The 16008-nt window shown below is 66.1% G+C and carries 12 protein-coding genes; all 12 read right to left on the reverse strand.

Annotated features, from left to right (window positions below; all coding sequences use genetic code 11):
• Window positions 1-7: 7 nt before the first annotated feature.
• Genes FEZ61_RS12385 through tssF form a run of 12 tightly spaced genes read right to left on the reverse strand, consistent with a single transcriptional unit; the run spans window position 8 to window position 16008 of the window.
• Window positions 8-976: a serine/threonine-protein kinase gene (locus FEZ61_RS12385; RefSeq protein ID WP_173148853.1), complete on the reverse strand. Its 969-nt coding sequence runs from the start codon at window positions 974-976 to the stop codon at window positions 8-10.
• The gene (locus FEZ61_RS12390) at window positions 973-1704 is read right to left on the reverse strand and encodes a PP2C family serine/threonine-protein phosphatase (protein ID WP_173148855.1); all 732 of its coding nucleotides are present in this window, start codon (window positions 1702-1704) and stop codon (window positions 973-975) included. Before FEZ61_RS12390 ends, FEZ61_RS12385 begins: the two co-directional genes overlap by 4 nt.
• Window positions 1704-5153, reverse strand: a complete 3450-nt coding sequence (gene tssM / locus FEZ61_RS12395) for a type VI secretion system membrane subunit TssM (protein WP_173148857.1) — start codon at window positions 5151-5153, stop codon at window positions 1704-1706. The genes FEZ61_RS12390 and tssM overlap by 1 nt, the downstream gene beginning before the upstream one ends.
• A 15-nt stretch (window positions 5154-5168) precedes the next feature.
• Window positions 5169-6056 carry a type IVB secretion system protein IcmH/DotU gene (gene icmH / locus FEZ61_RS12400; protein WP_064307676.1) on the reverse strand — a complete coding sequence of 296 codons (888 nt, stop codon included), beginning with the start codon at window positions 6054-6056 and terminating at the stop codon, window positions 5169-5171.
• A gap of 2 nt (window positions 6057-6058) precedes the next feature.
• Window positions 6059-7390 (reverse strand): type VI secretion system baseplate subunit TssK, encoded by a 1332-nt coding sequence (tssK, locus tag FEZ61_RS12405; RefSeq protein ID WP_064307677.1) that lies wholly within the window; start codon window positions 7388-7390, stop codon window positions 6059-6061.
• A 3-nt stretch (window positions 7391-7393) separates the two neighbouring features.
• Complete coding sequence (tssJ, locus tag FEZ61_RS12410; RefSeq protein ID WP_064307678.1) at window positions 7394-7864, reverse strand: type VI secretion system lipoprotein TssJ; 471 nt, start codon at window positions 7862-7864, stop codon at window positions 7394-7396.
• Between the two features lies 1 nt (window position 7865).
• Window positions 7866-9056, reverse strand: a complete 1191-nt coding sequence (gene tagH, locus FEZ61_RS12415; protein ID WP_064307679.1) for a type VI secretion system-associated FHA domain protein TagH — start codon at window positions 9054-9056, stop codon at window positions 7866-7868.
• 19 nt (window positions 9057-9075) lie between these two features.
• Entirely contained in the window at window positions 9076-9204 is a 129-nt protein-coding gene (locus FEZ61_RS12420; protein ID WP_156522299.1) for a type VI secretion protein, read from the reverse strand.
• An 11-nt stretch (window positions 9205-9215) separates the two neighbouring features.
• Window positions 9216-10709: a sigma 54-interacting transcriptional regulator gene (locus FEZ61_RS12425; RefSeq protein WP_064307680.1), complete on the reverse strand. Its 1494-nt coding sequence runs from the start codon at window positions 10707-10709 to the stop codon at window positions 9216-9218.
• Window positions 10706-13234, reverse strand: a complete 2529-nt coding sequence (tssH, locus tag FEZ61_RS12430) for a type VI secretion system ATPase TssH (RefSeq protein ID WP_064307681.1) — start codon at window positions 13232-13234, stop codon at window positions 10706-10708. The genes FEZ61_RS12425 and tssH overlap by 4 nt, the downstream gene beginning before the upstream one ends.
• Before the next feature lie 15 nt (window positions 13235-13249).
• Complete coding sequence (gene tssG / locus FEZ61_RS12435; protein WP_173148859.1) at window positions 13250-14260, reverse strand: type VI secretion system baseplate subunit TssG; 1011 nt, start codon at window positions 14258-14260, stop codon at window positions 13250-13252.
• Window positions 14224-16008 (reverse strand): type VI secretion system baseplate subunit TssF, encoded by a 1785-nt coding sequence (gene tssF, locus FEZ61_RS12440; protein WP_173148861.1) that lies wholly within the window; start codon window positions 16006-16008, stop codon window positions 14224-14226. Before tssF ends, tssG begins: the two co-directional genes overlap by 37 nt.

Here is a 16008-nt window from a genome sequence, read left to right on the forward strand (position 1 = left end):
AGAGGTTTCACGTGGAACGCGTGAGCAGACGCTGCCACCAGGGCTGCGGCGGCGCCGCCGCTGGTTGCCAGGCAGCGCGCCATTCGCCAAGATCCTGCTGACGACGGGCAGGGTCGATTTCCAAGGCCTTGCGCAACACCTGCCAGGCCACTGTAGGCATGGCTGCCGGTCGCTCGGGTTCGATCTGCAGGCTGCGCGCCTGCTTGGCGCTGAGACGGCGATAGGGATGCTTGCCCGTGGCCAGTTCGTAGAGCACGCAGGCGCAGGCATAGAGATCACCCGCCGGGGTGAGCAATCCTTCCTCGAGCAATTCGACAGAGGCATAGCGCACCGTCCAGGCATTGAAGCGGCCGCGACTCAGTCGTGGCAGGCCGGGCAGCAGGTCTTCGCAGGGCTGGCCAAGGCCGAAGTCGAACAGGCGCAGACCGCTGTCGGTGAGGATCACGTTGCTGGGCTTGAGGTCGCCGTGCAGGACGCCGTTGGCGTGAGTGAACTGCAAGGCGTCCAGCAGCGGCAGAGCAACTTCCTGCAGCTCGGTCCAGTCGAGCCCCTCGGGACGATCGCAGAGCAGGGCGTCGAGCGTTGGACCCCGCAAGAGCTCCAGGGTGATGAAGGCGCGCTCGCTGTCATGGTCGATCTCGAAGCCGTACAGGCGCACGATGTGCGGGTGGCGTAATCGCACGGTCAGGGCGAATTCCCCGTAGAGCAGGGCATTGGCATCGCTGTACTCGGCGAAATCGTCGTTGAGTACCTTGATCGCGATCTGGGGTGCCGGATCGCCGTATTGCTCGCGCAACAGGTCGCGTGCGCGGTAGACGGCGCCCATGCCACCGACGCCCAGCAGGCTGTCCAGCCGATAGCGGCCGCCCAGCAACTCGGGTAGGGGCGGCAGATGACGGGTAACGGGCGTCGTCCTGGGAGGGGCGAAGGCGAAGTGTGTGAGGCCTTCATCGCCGGCGCGCTCCTGCAGGTTCATGCGGCCTCCTGGGGATGGATGACGATGGCGGTGAGGTTGTCGCGCGCCGGGCCCTGGAGCACGCCATCGAGCAGACGCTCCAGGGCCAGCGTGGGCGAAGGCAGGGAGAGTGCAGCGCCCAAGGCGCGCGCTTCCAAGACGTCGTGCAGACCGTCACTGCTGAGCAGCAGGCGATCACCGGTCTGCAGCTCGAAACGTACGATGTCCAGCGCCAGGGCCTCCTGGGCGCCCAGTGCCCGGGTCAGGGCGCGAGCGCCAGGATGGCGCTCTGCCTGGCGTGGACTGAGGCCCTCGACGTCGATCAGGCGTTCCAGCAGGCGATGGTCGCGGGTCAGCTGGTAGAGCTGATTACCGCGCCAGAGATAGGCACGACTGTCGCCCACCCAGATGCAAGCCGCTTCGCCTGCGCTGACCAAGAGCGCCACCACTGTGGTGCCGATCAGACGTTCGGGCCCGTCGGCCAGCACCGTGAGGTCCTGGGTCAGGCGCCGATTGGTGTCGTGGAGCACCCGGCGCACCTGATCCAGGCGCTGATCGAGGTTACCGCTCAAAGACGTTTCGGCCAGGCGTTCGACGACCAGGCGACTGGCTCGCGCACCGTCCTGGTGACCGCCCATGCCATCGGCGACCACCCAGAAGCCATCGGCGGGACGCTCTAGAAGGGCATCCTCGTTATGGGCGCGTACCTTGCCGGGATGGGTACGGGCAAGACTCAGGGCCGTCGCCATCAGAGACGCTCCGGCAGCTTGAAGCCACGTAGGGTGGCCAGGTCGAAGGGGTTGGGCGAACGCTGGCTGGACAGCAGATAGCCGGCATGCCGGCCCTTCAGATCAGCCTGTACCAGCAGCACGTCGCGAACGCTGTGCTGTTGCAGCTTCATGCGGTCCAGCAGGCGGAACAGTGACCAGGCGCTACCGTCCTGCTCCAGGCCGACGCGACGACCCCCTAGCTCCTCTAGCACCAGGGTGGTCCTGAAGGCATCGTTCTGCGGCCAGCGGAAGGTGGCGGCGACGATAGGACCATGGCGGTATTCCAGGCGCTCCTTGCCGATATTGAGGTCGGCGCGAGTTAGGCTCGGATCCAGGGAATAGGGCTCGAGCTTGAAGACGATGCCGGGTTCGGCCGGATTCTCGGCGAAGAAGCCGCGCCGGATCTGCTGGGTGCGGCTCATCTGGGCGAGGAACTCTCGTGATAGCGGCAGGCTATGGCCATCGATGCTGCGCGGGCGGTAGGCGTCGCTCTCGCCACGGGCCACGAAGGGTTTTAGGTAGGCCTCGAAAAAGCTGTCGGCGACGCCCTGGGCCTTGAAGAATTCGCGAAAGTCGACCAGGGAGACATCGCTCTCGCTGTCCGCCTTGAATGGATAGCGCTTGTCCAGTGCCGTGCGATAGCTCGCCAGCAGCTCGCTCTGGTAGCGCCCGTTGATGTAGTCGTAGGCACCGGCGAGGATCAGATTCCAGCTGTCGTCCACCAGCAGGCCAAGCCAGCCATTGACCGGAGTGGGCAGGCGACTGGAGGCATTGCGCAGGCTATTCAGCACATCACGGTTGCCTGCCATGCGCGCCTTGGCCAGCTCGAAGGCGGCCTGTTCCGGAGCACTGGCATGGGCCAGCCCCGCCAGTTGCTGCTGGAGGTCGTTGAGCGCGGCCATGGCCGGGGCGAGATCGGCCGCTGCGGCGCCCTGCTCGTCGAGCAGCCGGTGCAGATTCTCGAAGCGATTCTGCAGGCTGCGGCGCGCGGTATCTGGCAGGGCGTCGCCCTGGCCTGCCAGCGCGTTGGCCGAAGCGGCGAGACGGGTGTTGTTGCGTACCTCTACCAGGAGTTGCAGCAGCGGCGAATTGGCCGAGGTCAGTCCGGCCAGGAGGGCGGCGCCCTGGTTGGCGTCGCCCACGGGTTGCAGGGTGACCCGGGCGAGCGCCTCGCTCCACTGATTGGCGTAGTCGCGGAAGTAGAGCTGTTCGAGTTCCACCTGCAGATGGCGCAGGTCCATGCCGGTGATGCCGTCGCCATCGCCATCGCCGAGTACCCAGTTGTCGGCGGCCAATTCCCGGATCACGGCGAGGCCCTGGGTGGAAAAGGTCTGGGCGTAGCCCTCGCGGGTATAGAAGCCGGGTATGGGATAGTCGGCGCCTTCGAAGGCCAGTGCCTGGGCGCCCAGGTGCTGACTCAACCGATAGACCGGCAAGCCGCTGGCCTGGTCGCGCAGGATGCGATAGACCACCGCGGCGATGGATTCGCTACGCAGCACCTGGCGTGCCTGGGTCACCAGATGAGCATCCACTGGATAGGCGCCGAAGCCCTGCTCCAATAGCCGCGCCAGATGGGTGTCCAGGCCGTTCTGGGTAAGGGCGTCACCCGGGTAACGTTGCGACCAGTCGGCGGCGGCCCAGGTGCGCAGGGCGCGAGTGTCGCGGCGTTCGGGTAGCTGCAGCATCAGGTAGGCACGCAGGTGGCCGATCAGCTGCTCCCGGTCGCCTAGGCTGTCGCGGATGCGTTCTTCCAGTTGCGCCTTGAGCCGTGGCAGCAGGTAGCTGTCCAGGGCCTGGTGATAGGCCGCCTCGGTAGCAGGGCGCACGGCCTCCCCTTGATAGAGTCCGGTACGTTCGCGCAATGGCGTGGCGCCGGCGGCGGGAAAGACCTGGGTGCCGGCATAGGCGTTGTCCAGCACCGGCAGCACGGCGCGGGCATCGGCGTCGGCCTTGAGCTGGCTGCGTGCCTGCGTGCCGTGCTGTGCCAGATCGCGCAGACGTTCGAGGCGTTCGTGGTTACCCGCGAAGCTGCCGGTCCAGAGCGCCGCACCCAGGGCCAGGCTGGCCAGGGCTGCGGCATAGAGACCTCGCTGTCCCCAGCTCAATCGGCGCAGCTCGCGCTGGTCGAGGCCGGCCAGGGACGCCTCGGGAAAGATCACGCGATTGAACAGCTGGCGGATAAAGCGAGGCTGGCCGCTGCGGTACTGGGGCAGCAGGCTGCTGGGTAGGCCGAGCTGATCGCCGATGCCTTGGGTCTGGGCGTCAAGCTGTTGGGTCAGTGCCGGAGTACTGGTCAGGTAGAAGCCGCGTAACTGGGCCGCACGCTGGTAGCGATTGCCGGAAAAGGCCAGCTCGACGAACAGGGTGAGGCCATCGCCCAGACGGCCCAGCTGATGGGGAAAGTCGAGGATCTGGCCACGGCGCTGGCCGTCGCGCTCCTGATGGATACGCGGGATGACCTGGCTGTTAAGGCGGCGCAGCAGTTCCTCGAACTCCTGGCGCAGCACCCCGGGATCGGTACCGTTCTGGGTTTCACGAAAGGTGGTGCCCAGCACCTGCTCGCCTTCCTCGCGGGAGAGGCCATCAAAGAAGGCATCGAAGCCGGGCAGCTGATCAGTCTGGGTTAGCACCAGATAAACGGGTACCTCGACCTTGAGTTCGCGAGCTACCTCATGCAGGCGGGCGCGCACCTGGCGCGCCAGGATTTCCAGGGCGACCTCGTTGCCACTGGTCAGTTGCGCCACGGGCAGGACGACGAGGATGCCATTGAGCGGCCGGGTCCGCCGCTGGCTGCGCAGCAGCTGCAGCAGGGTCTGCCAGGCGCTGCTGTCCACCGGGGCATCGCCCTGGGTCAGGTAGCGGCCGGCGGTGTCCAGGAGCACCCCCTGTTCGGCGAAGTACCAGTCGCAATGACGGGTACCGCTGACGTCGCGGGTCAGCCGGGAGCGCTCCGTGTTGAGCGGAAATTCGAGACCGGAGAAGTCCAGCAGCGAGGTCTTGCCGGCACCTTCCGGACCCAGCAACAGATAGTGGGGCAGCTCACGCCGCCAACGCTGGCTGCGCCCTCGATAGAGGCCAGCACCCTGCAGGGTGCGGTAGGCATCGCGGGCGCGGGACTGCAGTTCATGGGCCTCGTCGTTGATGCGCTCGGCGCGCAGTTGATCGTGCTGGCCCGCTTCGGTCGCAAGATGCAGTCGGCGCTGACGCTGCTGCCAGCCCTGCAGCAGCGCCATGGCCAGCCCCCAGGCGAGGAGCAGGCCGCAGAGGGTGGCCAGGCGATGGGTGACCGAGGTCCAGGGACTGTGGCCGGCAAAGGCCAGCAGGGGACCGAGGGTCCAGACCAGACTGCCCAGGCTCAGGGCTACGAGCAGTGTCCAGGCCCAGGGACGGCGCAGCGTGCGCCCGAGTGCAATGATGAATCCTTTCATGAGTGCGCTTCCGTATCAGGCAGGGGGTGGAGTGACCGCAGGCGCGGTGACGGCGGGATGACCGGGATAGCCCTGCAGCAGGCTGTCGCGCTGCTGTTCCAGCACTGAACGGAAACCGCCATAGAGACTGCCCAGGCAGATCAGGGTGAACAGCGCGACCAGCCACCAGGGGACCAAGCGGACCAACCGTCGTGGTCGGGCATCCAGTCCCTGCCAATGCGGCGACAATTCGCGTGGAACATCGCCACGCAGCTGGCGGAGCTGCCGATAGAGGCCGTCGCGGATGGCCTCCAGCTCGACCATGCCGCGCGGCAGGACGCGGTATTTGCCTTCGAAGCCCAGGGCCAGGCAGAGGTAGAGCAATTCCAGCAGGGCGAGGTGCTTGGCCGGATTGCGACTGAGGCGTTCGAGCAGCAGGAAGAACTTCTCGCCGCCAAAGGTCTCGTTGTGAAAGCTGCTCAGCAGGCTGAACTGCGACCAGTCGCCGGCATTGCCCCAAGGGGTGGTGACCACCGCCTCGTCGACCGTGGTACAGAGGGCATAGCGCGCAGCCATGACCTCGCCGCTGTCCAGTCCATCAGCCAGGGCGCGCTGTTCGAACAGGCGCAGGCTGGCGGCCAGGCGCTCCTTGAGGACGTGCAGGTCTTCTGCGGCATAGCTCTGACGCAGACGCACTACCTCCGATAGCAGGGGGGCGGCCGCCCCTACCATGGCGTTGATGCTCGGATTCAGCGTCTCGCCTGGCCGCAGCCGGGCGGCCTGGACCATGCGTTCTTCGAGCTGGGCGTAGCGCGGGGGGGCGGCGAAATCGGTGAGCGGGCTGTGCGGGGCGGCCGGGCCCTGGCTATGGCGGCTGAGCACCACGGTCCTGTCGTCCCGACCATAGTCGGTTGAGGTATGCATGCTTAGCTCCTGATCGCCCAGAAGGCGAGATCGAGGCCCGGGAAGGTGCCGGATACATGGAAGGCGAAGCCGCCGGACTGCTCGAGCTGGGCGATGTCGGTAGCGTTGAGTTCGAGGGCGAAATAGGCCTTGTCGGTGTGGAAGGGCAGTTGGCGCGGTGCGACGGGTAGAGGCTTGAGTGCCAGCCCTGGCAGATGCAGGTTGACCAGCTGGCGGATACGCTCCACGGGGCCGACCTTGAGGTGCGCTGGCAGGCGCTGACGCAGTTCCTCGGTGCTGCACTCGGCGCCGGCGATCAGCACGAAACTGGCGTTGGCCAAGAGGCCATGGTCTTGCAGCGGTGCGACCTGGATGCCGTACTGACGCTGTTGCAGGGGCAGCGGCAGGGCGTGCTGTTCGAGCACCATGGACAGCGCCTGACGCAGGGCCTGGAACAGCGGTGCGAAGCAGCCCGCCTGATCGGCGTGGCGATAGTGCAGATCCAGATCGGGGCGCTTGTTGGCGGTCGCGAAGGTGGCCAGCTCGCCATGCAGGGCAAGCAATTCGCGAAAGAGGCTGCGCGGATGCAGTTGCTCGTACTCCATGCAGTGCCGCAGGACCGCCTCGTGGCGATTGACCAGTTGCAGCAGCAGGAAGTCACCGATTTCCGCCGTGCCCAGGCTGCCGGCCTGGCGTAGCCGTTGCGCCAGCACCTCGCCACGATGGGCGAGCAGGGTGACGATCTCCTTGAGGCCTGCCAGCAGGACTTCTGCGGCCCGCACCTGGATGACGCTGGGGCTGAAGGAGGTATCCAATTCCAGGCTGCCGTCTGGCGCTGTCTCCAGCAACTGGCAGACCTGCAGACGAACATAGGCGTCCAGGCGTGGGTGGTCGTCGAGCAGCAGGCGGAAATCGGGACGACCGCAGCTGACCGCCCCGGTCTCGCCAAAGCCAGCATGGGAATCGACGATCTCGCTATCGATGCTCAGATAGCGGGCGATGACGTCGTCCTGGTCGAGCGAACGGCTTTCCACGCGCTGGCCACTGCTCAGCGGCAGTGCCAGCCAGACCGCACTGTCTCGAGTAGTGGCGGGTACATCGAGGGCTAGGGGCTCGCCTTCGGCACCCAGTTCGAATAGGCTGCCATCGGGCAGGATGCCGCTGGCCTGGTTGACCACCACCTTGCCCATGGCGAGGAACTGGCGGTCGAGGTTCAGCTCGAAGAAGCCCCAGGCGGGCTCGCCGAGACGGCGGGTGCGGGTCTGCAGTTGCTGGGCGTGATAGCGGTCGCTCTGTTGGAAATGCTGCGGCCGCAGCAGCATGCCTTCCTGCCAGATCACCTTGAGCTGTTGCATGGCCTACTCCTTGCCAGCCGGATCGGCCTGGATACCGTCGGCCATGAGCTTCAGACGAAGCTGGGCCAGAGCATTGGGCTTGAGCTGGATGACCTGACGCCACTGAGTGCCGCTCAGGTTGCGATAGGCGCCGTAGATGCCGATGTAGCGACTGTCGTCTTGCACCCTGAGCTTGAGTTGCCGCGCCTCGCCGGGCCGCAGTTCAATCTCCTCCTCGGCGACCCAGTCCGGGGCAAGGGTCTGCTTGGCGTTTTCATAGAGCGCAAAAAAATCGGCGTTCTCGAAGCTGACCGGCTTCTTCAGTTCGATCAGGCGAACCACCAGCGGCGAGGGCCGCCCATTCAGATCAGGATTGAGATCGTCAGCGCCGCTCAGAATCAGGTCGAGACGGGTCGGTGCCGGGGCTGTCTGGCTGGTGCAGGCGCCCAGCAGCAGGGCCAGGCAGAGCGCGCCAAGGCGCAATAGGGTGGTCATGTCAGCGTCCTTGCTGGGTGGGTTGAAGAGTGGCGATGAGACGGACCTGGTCGGTGTAGGCCTGGGCGAAGTCCTTGGCGAACAGCCGCTCGCGCCAGTCGTCGTCCTGGCGCAGGTCGTGATACTGGCGCTGCCAGGCACGCCAGAGCTTGGCGTCACGGCCCCAGCGCAGGCGCCGGCCGTCGCGTTCCAAGCGGGCTGCGCACTGTTCGGGAGCCAACTGATCGAGCGTGGCCAACACCGCCTGACGACTGGCCGCTACCAGTCCGACCTGATGGGCCTGCAGTTCCCGACAGGCGCGGAGCAGTGCCTGATCCGCCGGCAGCTGGCCGGCTACGTCCGGACGTAGCAGCTGCCGCAGGGCCGCATCGCCGTCAGCGGCAAACGTGAGGGGATTGTTGCCACTGTTCTGTACCGTGGTGAGTGGCAGGCGCAATTCATTGCGCGTCTCGTTGCGGGTCCGCAGGCCGCCGTGCAGGCCCTGGGTGGCCAGGCGCAGCAAATGAGCGACCTTGACCGCCAGGGCTTCGCGCGCGTCCTTGCCAAGCTCAGCAAGCTCCAGCCCCAGCGCCTCGCCGAAGGCCTTCCAGAATTCCGGTGCCTGCTGGGGTGGCGCAACGCTGGGGCGCTCCTGCTGTTGAGGGGTGGCATCCTCGACCAGCGCGGGAACCCCCAGACTGTCCAGCTCGACCCGGGCATAGTCGCTGCGGGTGCTGTCGCTGGTGAAGGAGTCCAGCCCAGCGAGTTCGTCGAGGCCGTGAGGATCGCGGCGTTCCAATGCCTGCAGCGGATCCAGTTCGAGAAAGGCATCGTCCGGGATGAGGCCATGCGGACTGGCGGGAACCTTGAAGTCGTCGGCGAAGCCGGCCGGATCGCGGATCAGCCGCGCGGCCAGGGCGAAGCTGCCCAAGGTGAAGGTCTGGCCATGCTGGATGCGCCAGGGCTCGTCCTTGGTCAGGCGCTGGCCATCGGCGAGCTGGATGCCGTTGCTGCTCAGGTCGGTAAGGAAATAATCGCCCTCGTTGTAGCTGATGCGGGCGTGCTGATTGGACAGCACCCGTTGCGGATCGGGCAGATACCAGTCGCAGTCTTCGCTGCGACCGATGAGTCCGCCGACGTGGCGAAAGGTCTTTTGGGTAAGCAGTCCAGGTGCGTGCGCTCGACTGCCGACCAGATCGAATACCAATTCCATGGTCTTGTCTTGTCCTGTCCTAGGTGAGGCGGTGGGGTGTCTGGGGTTCGCCCAGGGGGCGATAGTTCTGCAGATCCCTGGGCGTCGAGTTGCAGGCCGCCAGGGCGAGCAACGTCAGCAGCAACAGGGAGCGAAGCGGCGTGGGCATGGGGTGATCCTCTAGGAAAGTTGCAGATCGGCGCTGCGGATGCTCAGGCGCTGCAGGCGATAGAGCAGGGTGCGTCGCGGCAGTCCCAATTCCTGGGCAGCCTGTGTCTGGTTGCCACGGTTCTTGCGCAGGCAGTCCACCAGCAAGCCGCGTTCGAGCTGATCCAGGCGCTCGCGCAAGGTCAGGTTGCCGGTAATGGCGGTCGAGGTGACGGAGCGGATGGCGAAGTGTTCGGGCAACAGTTCGTTGCCGTCGCAGAGGAGGACTGCGCGCTCCACCAGGCCTTTGAGTTCGCGGACATTGCCTGGAAAGGCATAGCCAGCCAGCAGGTCCAGGGCGGCGCTGGACCAGCGGCAGCGCGAACGCTTTAGGTAGGCGCAGGCCTGGTCGGCGAAGTGCCGGGCCAGCAACGGCAGGTCCTCGCCACGCTCGCGCAGGGGTGGCAGCTGGATGGGGAAGTGGGTAAGGCGATAGTAGAGATCCTCGCGAAAGGTGCCTTGCTCGACCAGCCGCAGCAGCTGGCGATGAGTCGCCGCGACGATGCGTACGTCGACCCTATGGGTCTCGGCACTCCCCAGCGGGCGGACCTCACCCTCCTGCAGGACGCGCAGCAGCTTGACCTGCAAGGTCAGCGGCATGTCGCCGATCTCGTCGAGAAACAGGGTACCGCCATCGGCTGCATCGAACAGACCGGCGCGATCGCGCTCGGCACCGGTAAAGGCGCCCTTGCGATAGCCGAAGAGCTCGCTTTCCAGGAGCTGCTCGGGCAGCGCCGCGCAGTTCTGCACCACGAAAGGCTGGGTGCGCCGCGAGCCCCGTTCGTGGATGGCGCGCGCCACCAGTTCCTTGCCGGTGCCGGTTTCCCCAGTCAGCAGCACGGTGATGGAGTTGTGCAGCACCTTGCCGATCAGCCGATGGACCTGCCGCATGGCGCCGCCATCGCCGATCATGCCGAAGCCATCGGCGGTGGCCGTGGTTGGAGCTAATGGCGTAATCGTCAGGGGCGCGGCCTGAACTCGTTCCAGCAACTGGCTCTGCGCCACGGCGAAGCGACCGAGCGCCATCAGTGGCTCAGCGTGGCCCTCCAGGTCTTGCCTGGTCCGACTGGCCTGCACCAGCAACCCCTCAACCTGGCCACCCAGACCGGTCAGGGGGATGCAGCCCAGGCTGCGCCAGCCTTCGCCGGGCAGAAAGGCAGTGGTATGCAGCAAGGGGTCCAGTTCGCGCAGATGCAGACGTCGATTCTGCGTCAGGCAGTACTGCAGCAGACTTTCCTCTTCCAAGGGCAGCGCTTCGCCACTCAGGGCGGCGCTGCCATCCAGCGCTTGGGCCAGCCGTACCAGCTGGGTATGGGTGGCGTCCAGGCGGTAGTACTGCACCAGGTCGAGACGGGCCAATTGGCCCAGACCCTCGACCAGACCCAGCGCGAGGGCGGCGGGATCGTCGCACTGCCCCAATTCGAGCAACAGCGGTAGGAGGGCGTCCGGAGCGGCGGGCAGTGTCATGCCGTCACCTCGCAACTCAGTTCGCCTACGGCGTTGACGTCGAGATGCAACCGGTGCAGGGGCTGGCCCGTGGCCAGGGCATCGAGCAGGTGATCGGTCAACAGCGGCAGTACCCGCTGCTCCAGCAGCAGATCGATACGCCGGGCACCGCTGTCGTCGTCCCGGCAACGTGCCGCCAGGTCGTCCGGCAGGGCCGGGGCATAGCTGAAGGCGACCTGCCGCGCCAACAGGCGTTGACCGACACGGTCCAGCTTCTGCACCGCCAATTCGCGCAGCAGATCGTCGTCCAGCGGGTAGTAGGGCACCACCCGCAGGCGGGCCAACAAGGCGGGTTTGAAGTGTCGGGTCAGGATGGGGCGAATGGCTTCGGCAAGGCTTGAGGCGTCCGGTCGCCTCTCCCGGCACAGCCGCTGGATCTCGCTGCTGGCCAGGTTGGAGGTGAGCAGAAAAAGCACGTTGCGAAAGTCGATCTGTCGCCCTTCGCTGTCGGTGGCCTGGCCGCGATCAAAGATCTGGTAGAAGAGATTGAGTACCTCCGGGTCGGCCTTTTCCACCTCGTCCAGCAAGACCACCGAATAGGGTTGGCGGCGGACGGCCTCGGTGAGCAGACCTCCTTCGCCATAGCCGACATAGCCGGGTGGTGCGCCGATCAGGCGCGACACGCTATGTTTCTCGGCAAATTCCGACAGGTTGAGGGTGGTGAGAAAGCGCTCACCGCCATAGAGCAATTCGGCCAGCGCCAGGGCGGTTTCCGTCTTACCGACCCCGCTGGGACCGACCAGCAGAAAGACGCCGACCGGCGCCTCGGTGGCGTTGAGACCCACTGCCACCGCGCGTAGGGCGCGATCAATGGCGACCACCGCCTGCTCCTGACCACGTAGCCGTCCACGCAGATCGCTGGCAAAGCGGGCAAGGCGCTGATCGTGGCGTCGGGCGAGTTGGTCGACCGGAAGACCGGTCCAGGCCGCTATCACCTCCGCCACCAGCTGCGGGCAGACCTCCAGGCTGACCAGCCGCCCAGCCTGCCGTTGCAGCTGCTCCAGCTCCGCCCGGGTTGCGGCCAGCTCGGTACTGGCCGCGGTCGTGCGCAAAGTCAGGATGCGTTCGGCCAGCTCCCGCTGGCGTTCCCAGTTGGCCTGCAGTGCCTCAACTGCCAGACGCTCGGTGTCCCGCGTGGCGGTAAGGCTGTCCAGACTGTCAGCCGCGACGAGCAGGCCATGGTCAGCATCGCGGCGGGCGGCGGCGAGCGTGCGTTCGGTCGCGGCCAGGCATGCGCGCAAGGCGTCCAAGGCAGGAGGCGGACTGGCCAGGCTGATACGCACCCGAGCGCAACAGGTGTCGAGCACATCCACTGCTTTGTCCGGCAACTGGCGCCCGCTCAGATAGCGGGCGGCCAGCTCGGCGGCAGCCACCACGGCGTCATCGCGCAGGTAGACACCATGGCTCTCGGCATAGGTCGGTGCCAGACCGCGTAGGACGGTGATGGCGCTGGCGACATCGAATTCCTCCAGCTTCACCGGCTGGAAGCGTCGCGCCAGCGCCGGATCTTTCTCGAAGTACTTGCGGTACTCGCCCCAGGTGGTGGCGGCGATGGTGCGCAGTTCGCCACGAGCCAGCGCCGGCTTGAGCAGGTTAGCCGCATCCGAGCCACCGGCCGGGCCGCCCGCGCCGATCAGGGTATGGGCCTCGTCGATGAACAGGACGATGGGCTGGGGCGCCTGACGCACGGCGTCGATCACCTCCTGCAGGCGACGCTCGAATTCGCCCTTGACGCTGGCACCCGCCTGCAGCAGGCCGAGATCGAGGGTGCGTATTTCCACCTGGCGCAGGCTGTTGGGGACTTCGCCGGCTGCGATGCGCAGTGCCAGGCCCTCGACGATGGCGGTCTTGCCCACCCCCGCTTCGCCTACCACCAGGGGATTGTTCTTGCGCCGTCGCGAGAGGATATCTACCAGTTGCCTGATCTCGGCGTCGCGCCCCAACACCGGATCCAGGCGACCGGTACGGGCCTGGTCGCTAAGGTCATGGGTGAAGCGGCTCAGCGGCGACGCGCTGGCGACCGCAGCCGCCAGGGGCTGTTGGGTCTTGACGAAATCCAGGAGCTGCGCAGGATTCACTCGCTCCAGCAGGCGTCCGTATCTCGTACCCAACAGCCGCTCGGGGTGGCGCAATAGCGCCAGCAGTAGGGCGACGCTACCGACCTCCGACCGTTCCAGTTCGAGTTGGGCAATCAGCACGGCATCTTGCAGCCACAGCAGCAACTCGGTATCGAAGACCGGATCGCTGCCTTCAGCGTTGCCTGGCCGCGGTTGCAAGGTGGCGGCAAAGTCCGCTGGATCGATGTCGGCGGCCTTCAGGGCGCGATCAAGCAGACCATCGCGGGATTCCAGCAAGACCGCTAGCAGATCTTCGATCAGGATCTGCCGACTGCCACGACGAACGCAACGTTGCGCGGCCTGTTCCAGGTCCTGGCGGGTGGCGTCGGTCAGGGTGTTGATGAGGTGTTGCAGGTCCAGAGTGAGCATGTCGATCATCCTTGATTAACAGTGGCAGGCCAGGGTGACCTGACCCTTGGCCTGGCCGAGACCGAGCCAGGTGGTCCAGCCCAGTCGGCAGGGGCTGGCGGCTTCCAGACGCCACTCCCGCAACGCGTCTCGCCGCAAATGCAGGCGCAGGTCGTAATCCAGCCGGTCGCGCAGGGTGAAGCTCAGCAGGGCACCCACGGCAGCGTGCTGGCTGCCCTGGGGCAGGAATGAATGGAAGGCGTCCCAGTCCAGTTCGAGCAGGTGCAGACGGAACGTGCTGCCGCGATCACGTACCTGCACGCCGAGCACCGCTGTCTGCCCGAGCTGGGCATTGGCCTGCCCCAGACGTGAACGTTGCTCGGCGGGAATAGCCACCCGGCGTTCCAGGCATTGCTCCAGGTACAGCTCAGGCTGCCCCAGGTAGTAGCGCAGCACGGCCTCGATCAGCGCCGCCGAGTGCACCTTGAGGCTGAGCAAGCCAAGGTAGGGCAGCAGGCGCTTCCAGTTCAGCTCCGGCGCCTGGCGCAGACTGCGGTCGCCCAGACCGATCAGGCTGAACAGCCGGGTCGACAACTCGTCACGGGCACCTTCGCGAAAGCGGGCGTGATAGCGGTACTTGCGCCAGATCGGCAGCAACAACCGATGCAACCGGTGGTGGAAGAGGTCGAGAAAGTCGCGCGTGGCGCGACCCTGCTCGCCGTCGCCCAGGGCCTGCTCGCCATAGAAGGCGGGAAGTGGCGAACCGCTTCCCATCAGGGCGCCCAAGTTGAGTTGCAGGCGTGCCCGCAGGCCGTCGACCTCCGTGACGAATTCCAGGCGCTCGATATCGCTGCCGGGGAAAGCCAGGCTGGGATTGGCGTGGAACTCCAGCCGCTCATAGAGCTGCTCCTCCGAGAGGGCCGGCGCCAGCCGCTGCAGCTGCAGGAGCACCTGCCTGATCCCCTGGAACAGCGAGTACTCACGAATTTCGCGGCACAGCGCCGAGCGATTCAGATCAGCGGTTGCTGACCCATGCGCGGTGTCCATAGATACACCTCTCCCTGCGGGCAGCGAACGCTGAGTTGATGGAAGGAGTTCAGGCTGACGTAGAGCGCGAAGAACTCGTTGAGTACGCTGGCGAACAGATACAGCTCGCCTTCGCTGCGAAAGCCGCTGGCATCCATGTCCAATTGGGTGGCGATGCCGCGGATCGGCAGGCCGCGATAGAGGCGATCCACCGGGCGATGGCTGATGCCCTGCAAGGCGGCCAGGCGCTGGCGGCTGACGCGTTCGGCCTGGCGGTCGTGCTGGCCAGGCAGGTCGTAGCTGGCCAGCACCGTACGCAAGGCCGCGACATCGGTGAGCGACAGATAGTTGAGCGACAGGTTGGACACCAGCTGCCACAGCCGGTCGCCAGACAGGACCGGCGCATGGCTGGCGGTCGGCGTGGCCAGGTTGCGAAAGCCCAGGCCGCCCGGGGTGTTTTCGGTGGGTAGGCAAAGATCACCGGCGCGCAGGCGCTGCGGCAGGTTCTGATTGGTGCAGGTCAGCTCGATGGACAGGGTGTCCTGATCGGCGCCCGGATCGCCGAAGGCCAGATAGGTGTCGATGCCGCCGTGCAGCAGGGCGCTGCGCTGGCGTACGGCATAGTGTGGCCGACGACTCTGGCCGCCGAAGCTCAGGTCGTGGGCGAAGGATTCGAAGGGCAGATAGTCGCGATGGCCTAGGCCACCTGGCTGCCAGCCGGTCACCCGCTCCACGGCAAAGACCCCGAGGTGTTCGCGCCCGTGACCGGCGGGAAACAGCGGGTACTCGTCGCGCTTGCCATCGAGGCGAATCGGCAGCGCGTCGTGGCGGAACAGGTTGACCACCGGTACGCAGTGCAGCCGCAGATTGTCGCGATCTGGCAGGCGCGGCTGGCGAGCGATGCGTTTGATTTCGAAACGCAGCTCCAGTCCGCGGGTCAGGCGGCGTACCTCGTCAGACAGCGCCTCCACCACCGCTAGTCCCTGCACCGCCACGAAAAGGAATTTCTCCGGAAAGGCGAAATATTCCTGCAGATGTCGATAGCCGCGGAAGGCATTGGGCGGATAGGGCAGCAGCGCTTCGTCCTCGCCGAAGCCAAGTGGCTGCACCTGATCGGCGGCCAATGGCAGGCGGCGCTCGCGCCCCTGGTCGTCCGTCAAGGGCGCACCCTGGGCATCGAGGGGTACCAGACTGAGACCGGCCAGGTTATGCAGCAGGGCGAGATAGAGATCCTGGCTGAGCGTGCGGTCGCCGGTCAGATGCAGCGGTAACTGGCGCAGGTCCACAGTGGCCAGGGTGCCAGTCCCGGTGATCCCCAGGCGCAGGGTCAGGCGAGCGCCAGCGCCCTGGGGCGCGAAGCCTACCGCCTCCACCCGCAGTGGCTGGATCTCGATGTTGGAACAGGTGCGGAAGCGACAGCTCACCTCATCCAGCGGTCGTGACTCCACTTCCGTTCCACGTGGAACCTGGAGCGCGGCACCCGGCGCGGGTAATGGATCGAATTCAAGGATGGCGCAGCTTGGCAACGGGCGTAGGTAGTGGGGCCATAGCAGGTTGAGCAGCGAATGGGTCAATTCCGGTAACTCGTCGTCGAGCTTCTGCCGCAGGCGGCCGGTGAGGAAAGCGAAACCCTCCAGCAGCCGCTCTACGTCCGGATCTTGGCCGCCCTGGCCAAGGAAGGAGGCAAGGGCGGGATTGCGCTGGGCGAAGCGCGTGCCCAGCTGGCGCAATTCCGCCAGTTCGCTTTGGTAATAGTGATTGAAGGACAT

Origin of the sequence: Pseudomonas sp. MS15a(2019), assembly GCF_013277805.1 — a bacterium.
In the GTDB taxonomy this organism is placed as follows: domain Bacteria; phylum Pseudomonadota; class Gammaproteobacteria; order Pseudomonadales; family Pseudomonadaceae; genus Chryseomonas; species Chryseomonas benzopyrenica.

What these genes read in the sequence shown, in the direction of transcription:
- FEZ61_RS12385 (WP_173148853.1), bottom strand. Translation starts at nt 976, where the DNA reads ATGAACCTGCAGGAGCGCGCCGGCGATGAAGGCCTCACACACTTCGCC.
- FEZ61_RS12390 (WP_173148855.1), bottom strand. Translation starts at nt 1,704, where the DNA reads ATGGCGACGGCCCTGAGTCTTGCCCGTACCCATCCCGGCAAGGTACGC.
- tssM (WP_173148857.1), bottom strand. Translation starts at nt 5,153, where the DNA reads ATGAAAGGATTCATCATTGCACTCGGGCGCACGCTGCGCCGTCCCTGG.
- icmH (WP_064307676.1), bottom strand. Translation starts at nt 6,056, where the DNA reads ATGCATACCTCAACCGACTATGGTCGGGACGACAGGACCGTGGTGCTC.
- tssK (WP_064307677.1), bottom strand. Translation starts at nt 7,390, where the DNA reads ATGCAACAGCTCAAGGTGATCTGGCAGGAAGGCATGCTGCTGCGGCCG.
- tssJ (WP_064307678.1), bottom strand. Translation starts at nt 7,864, where the DNA reads ATGACCACCCTATTGCGCCTTGGCGCGCTCTGCCTGGCCCTGCTGCTG.
- tagH (WP_064307679.1), bottom strand. Translation starts at nt 9,056, where the DNA reads ATGGAATTGGTATTCGATCTGGTCGGCAGTCGAGCGCACGCACCTGGA.
- FEZ61_RS12420 (WP_156522299.1), bottom strand. Translation starts at nt 9,204, where the DNA reads ATGCCCACGCCGCTTCGCTCCCTGTTGCTGCTGACGTTGCTCGCCCTG.
- FEZ61_RS12425 (WP_064307680.1), bottom strand. Translation starts at nt 10,709, where the DNA reads ATGACACTGCCCGCCGCTCCGGACGCCCTCCTACCGCTGTTGCTCGAA.
- tssH (WP_064307681.1), bottom strand. Translation starts at nt 13,234, where the DNA reads ATGCTCACTCTGGACCTGCAACACCTCATCAACACCCTGACCGACGCC.
- tssG (WP_173148859.1), bottom strand. Translation starts at nt 14,260, where the DNA reads ATGGACACCGCGCATGGGTCAGCAACCGCTGATCTGAATCGCTCGGCG.
- tssF (WP_173148861.1), bottom strand. Translation starts at nt 16,008, where the DNA reads ATGTCCTTCAATCACTATTACCAAAGCGAACTGGCGGAATTGCGCCAG.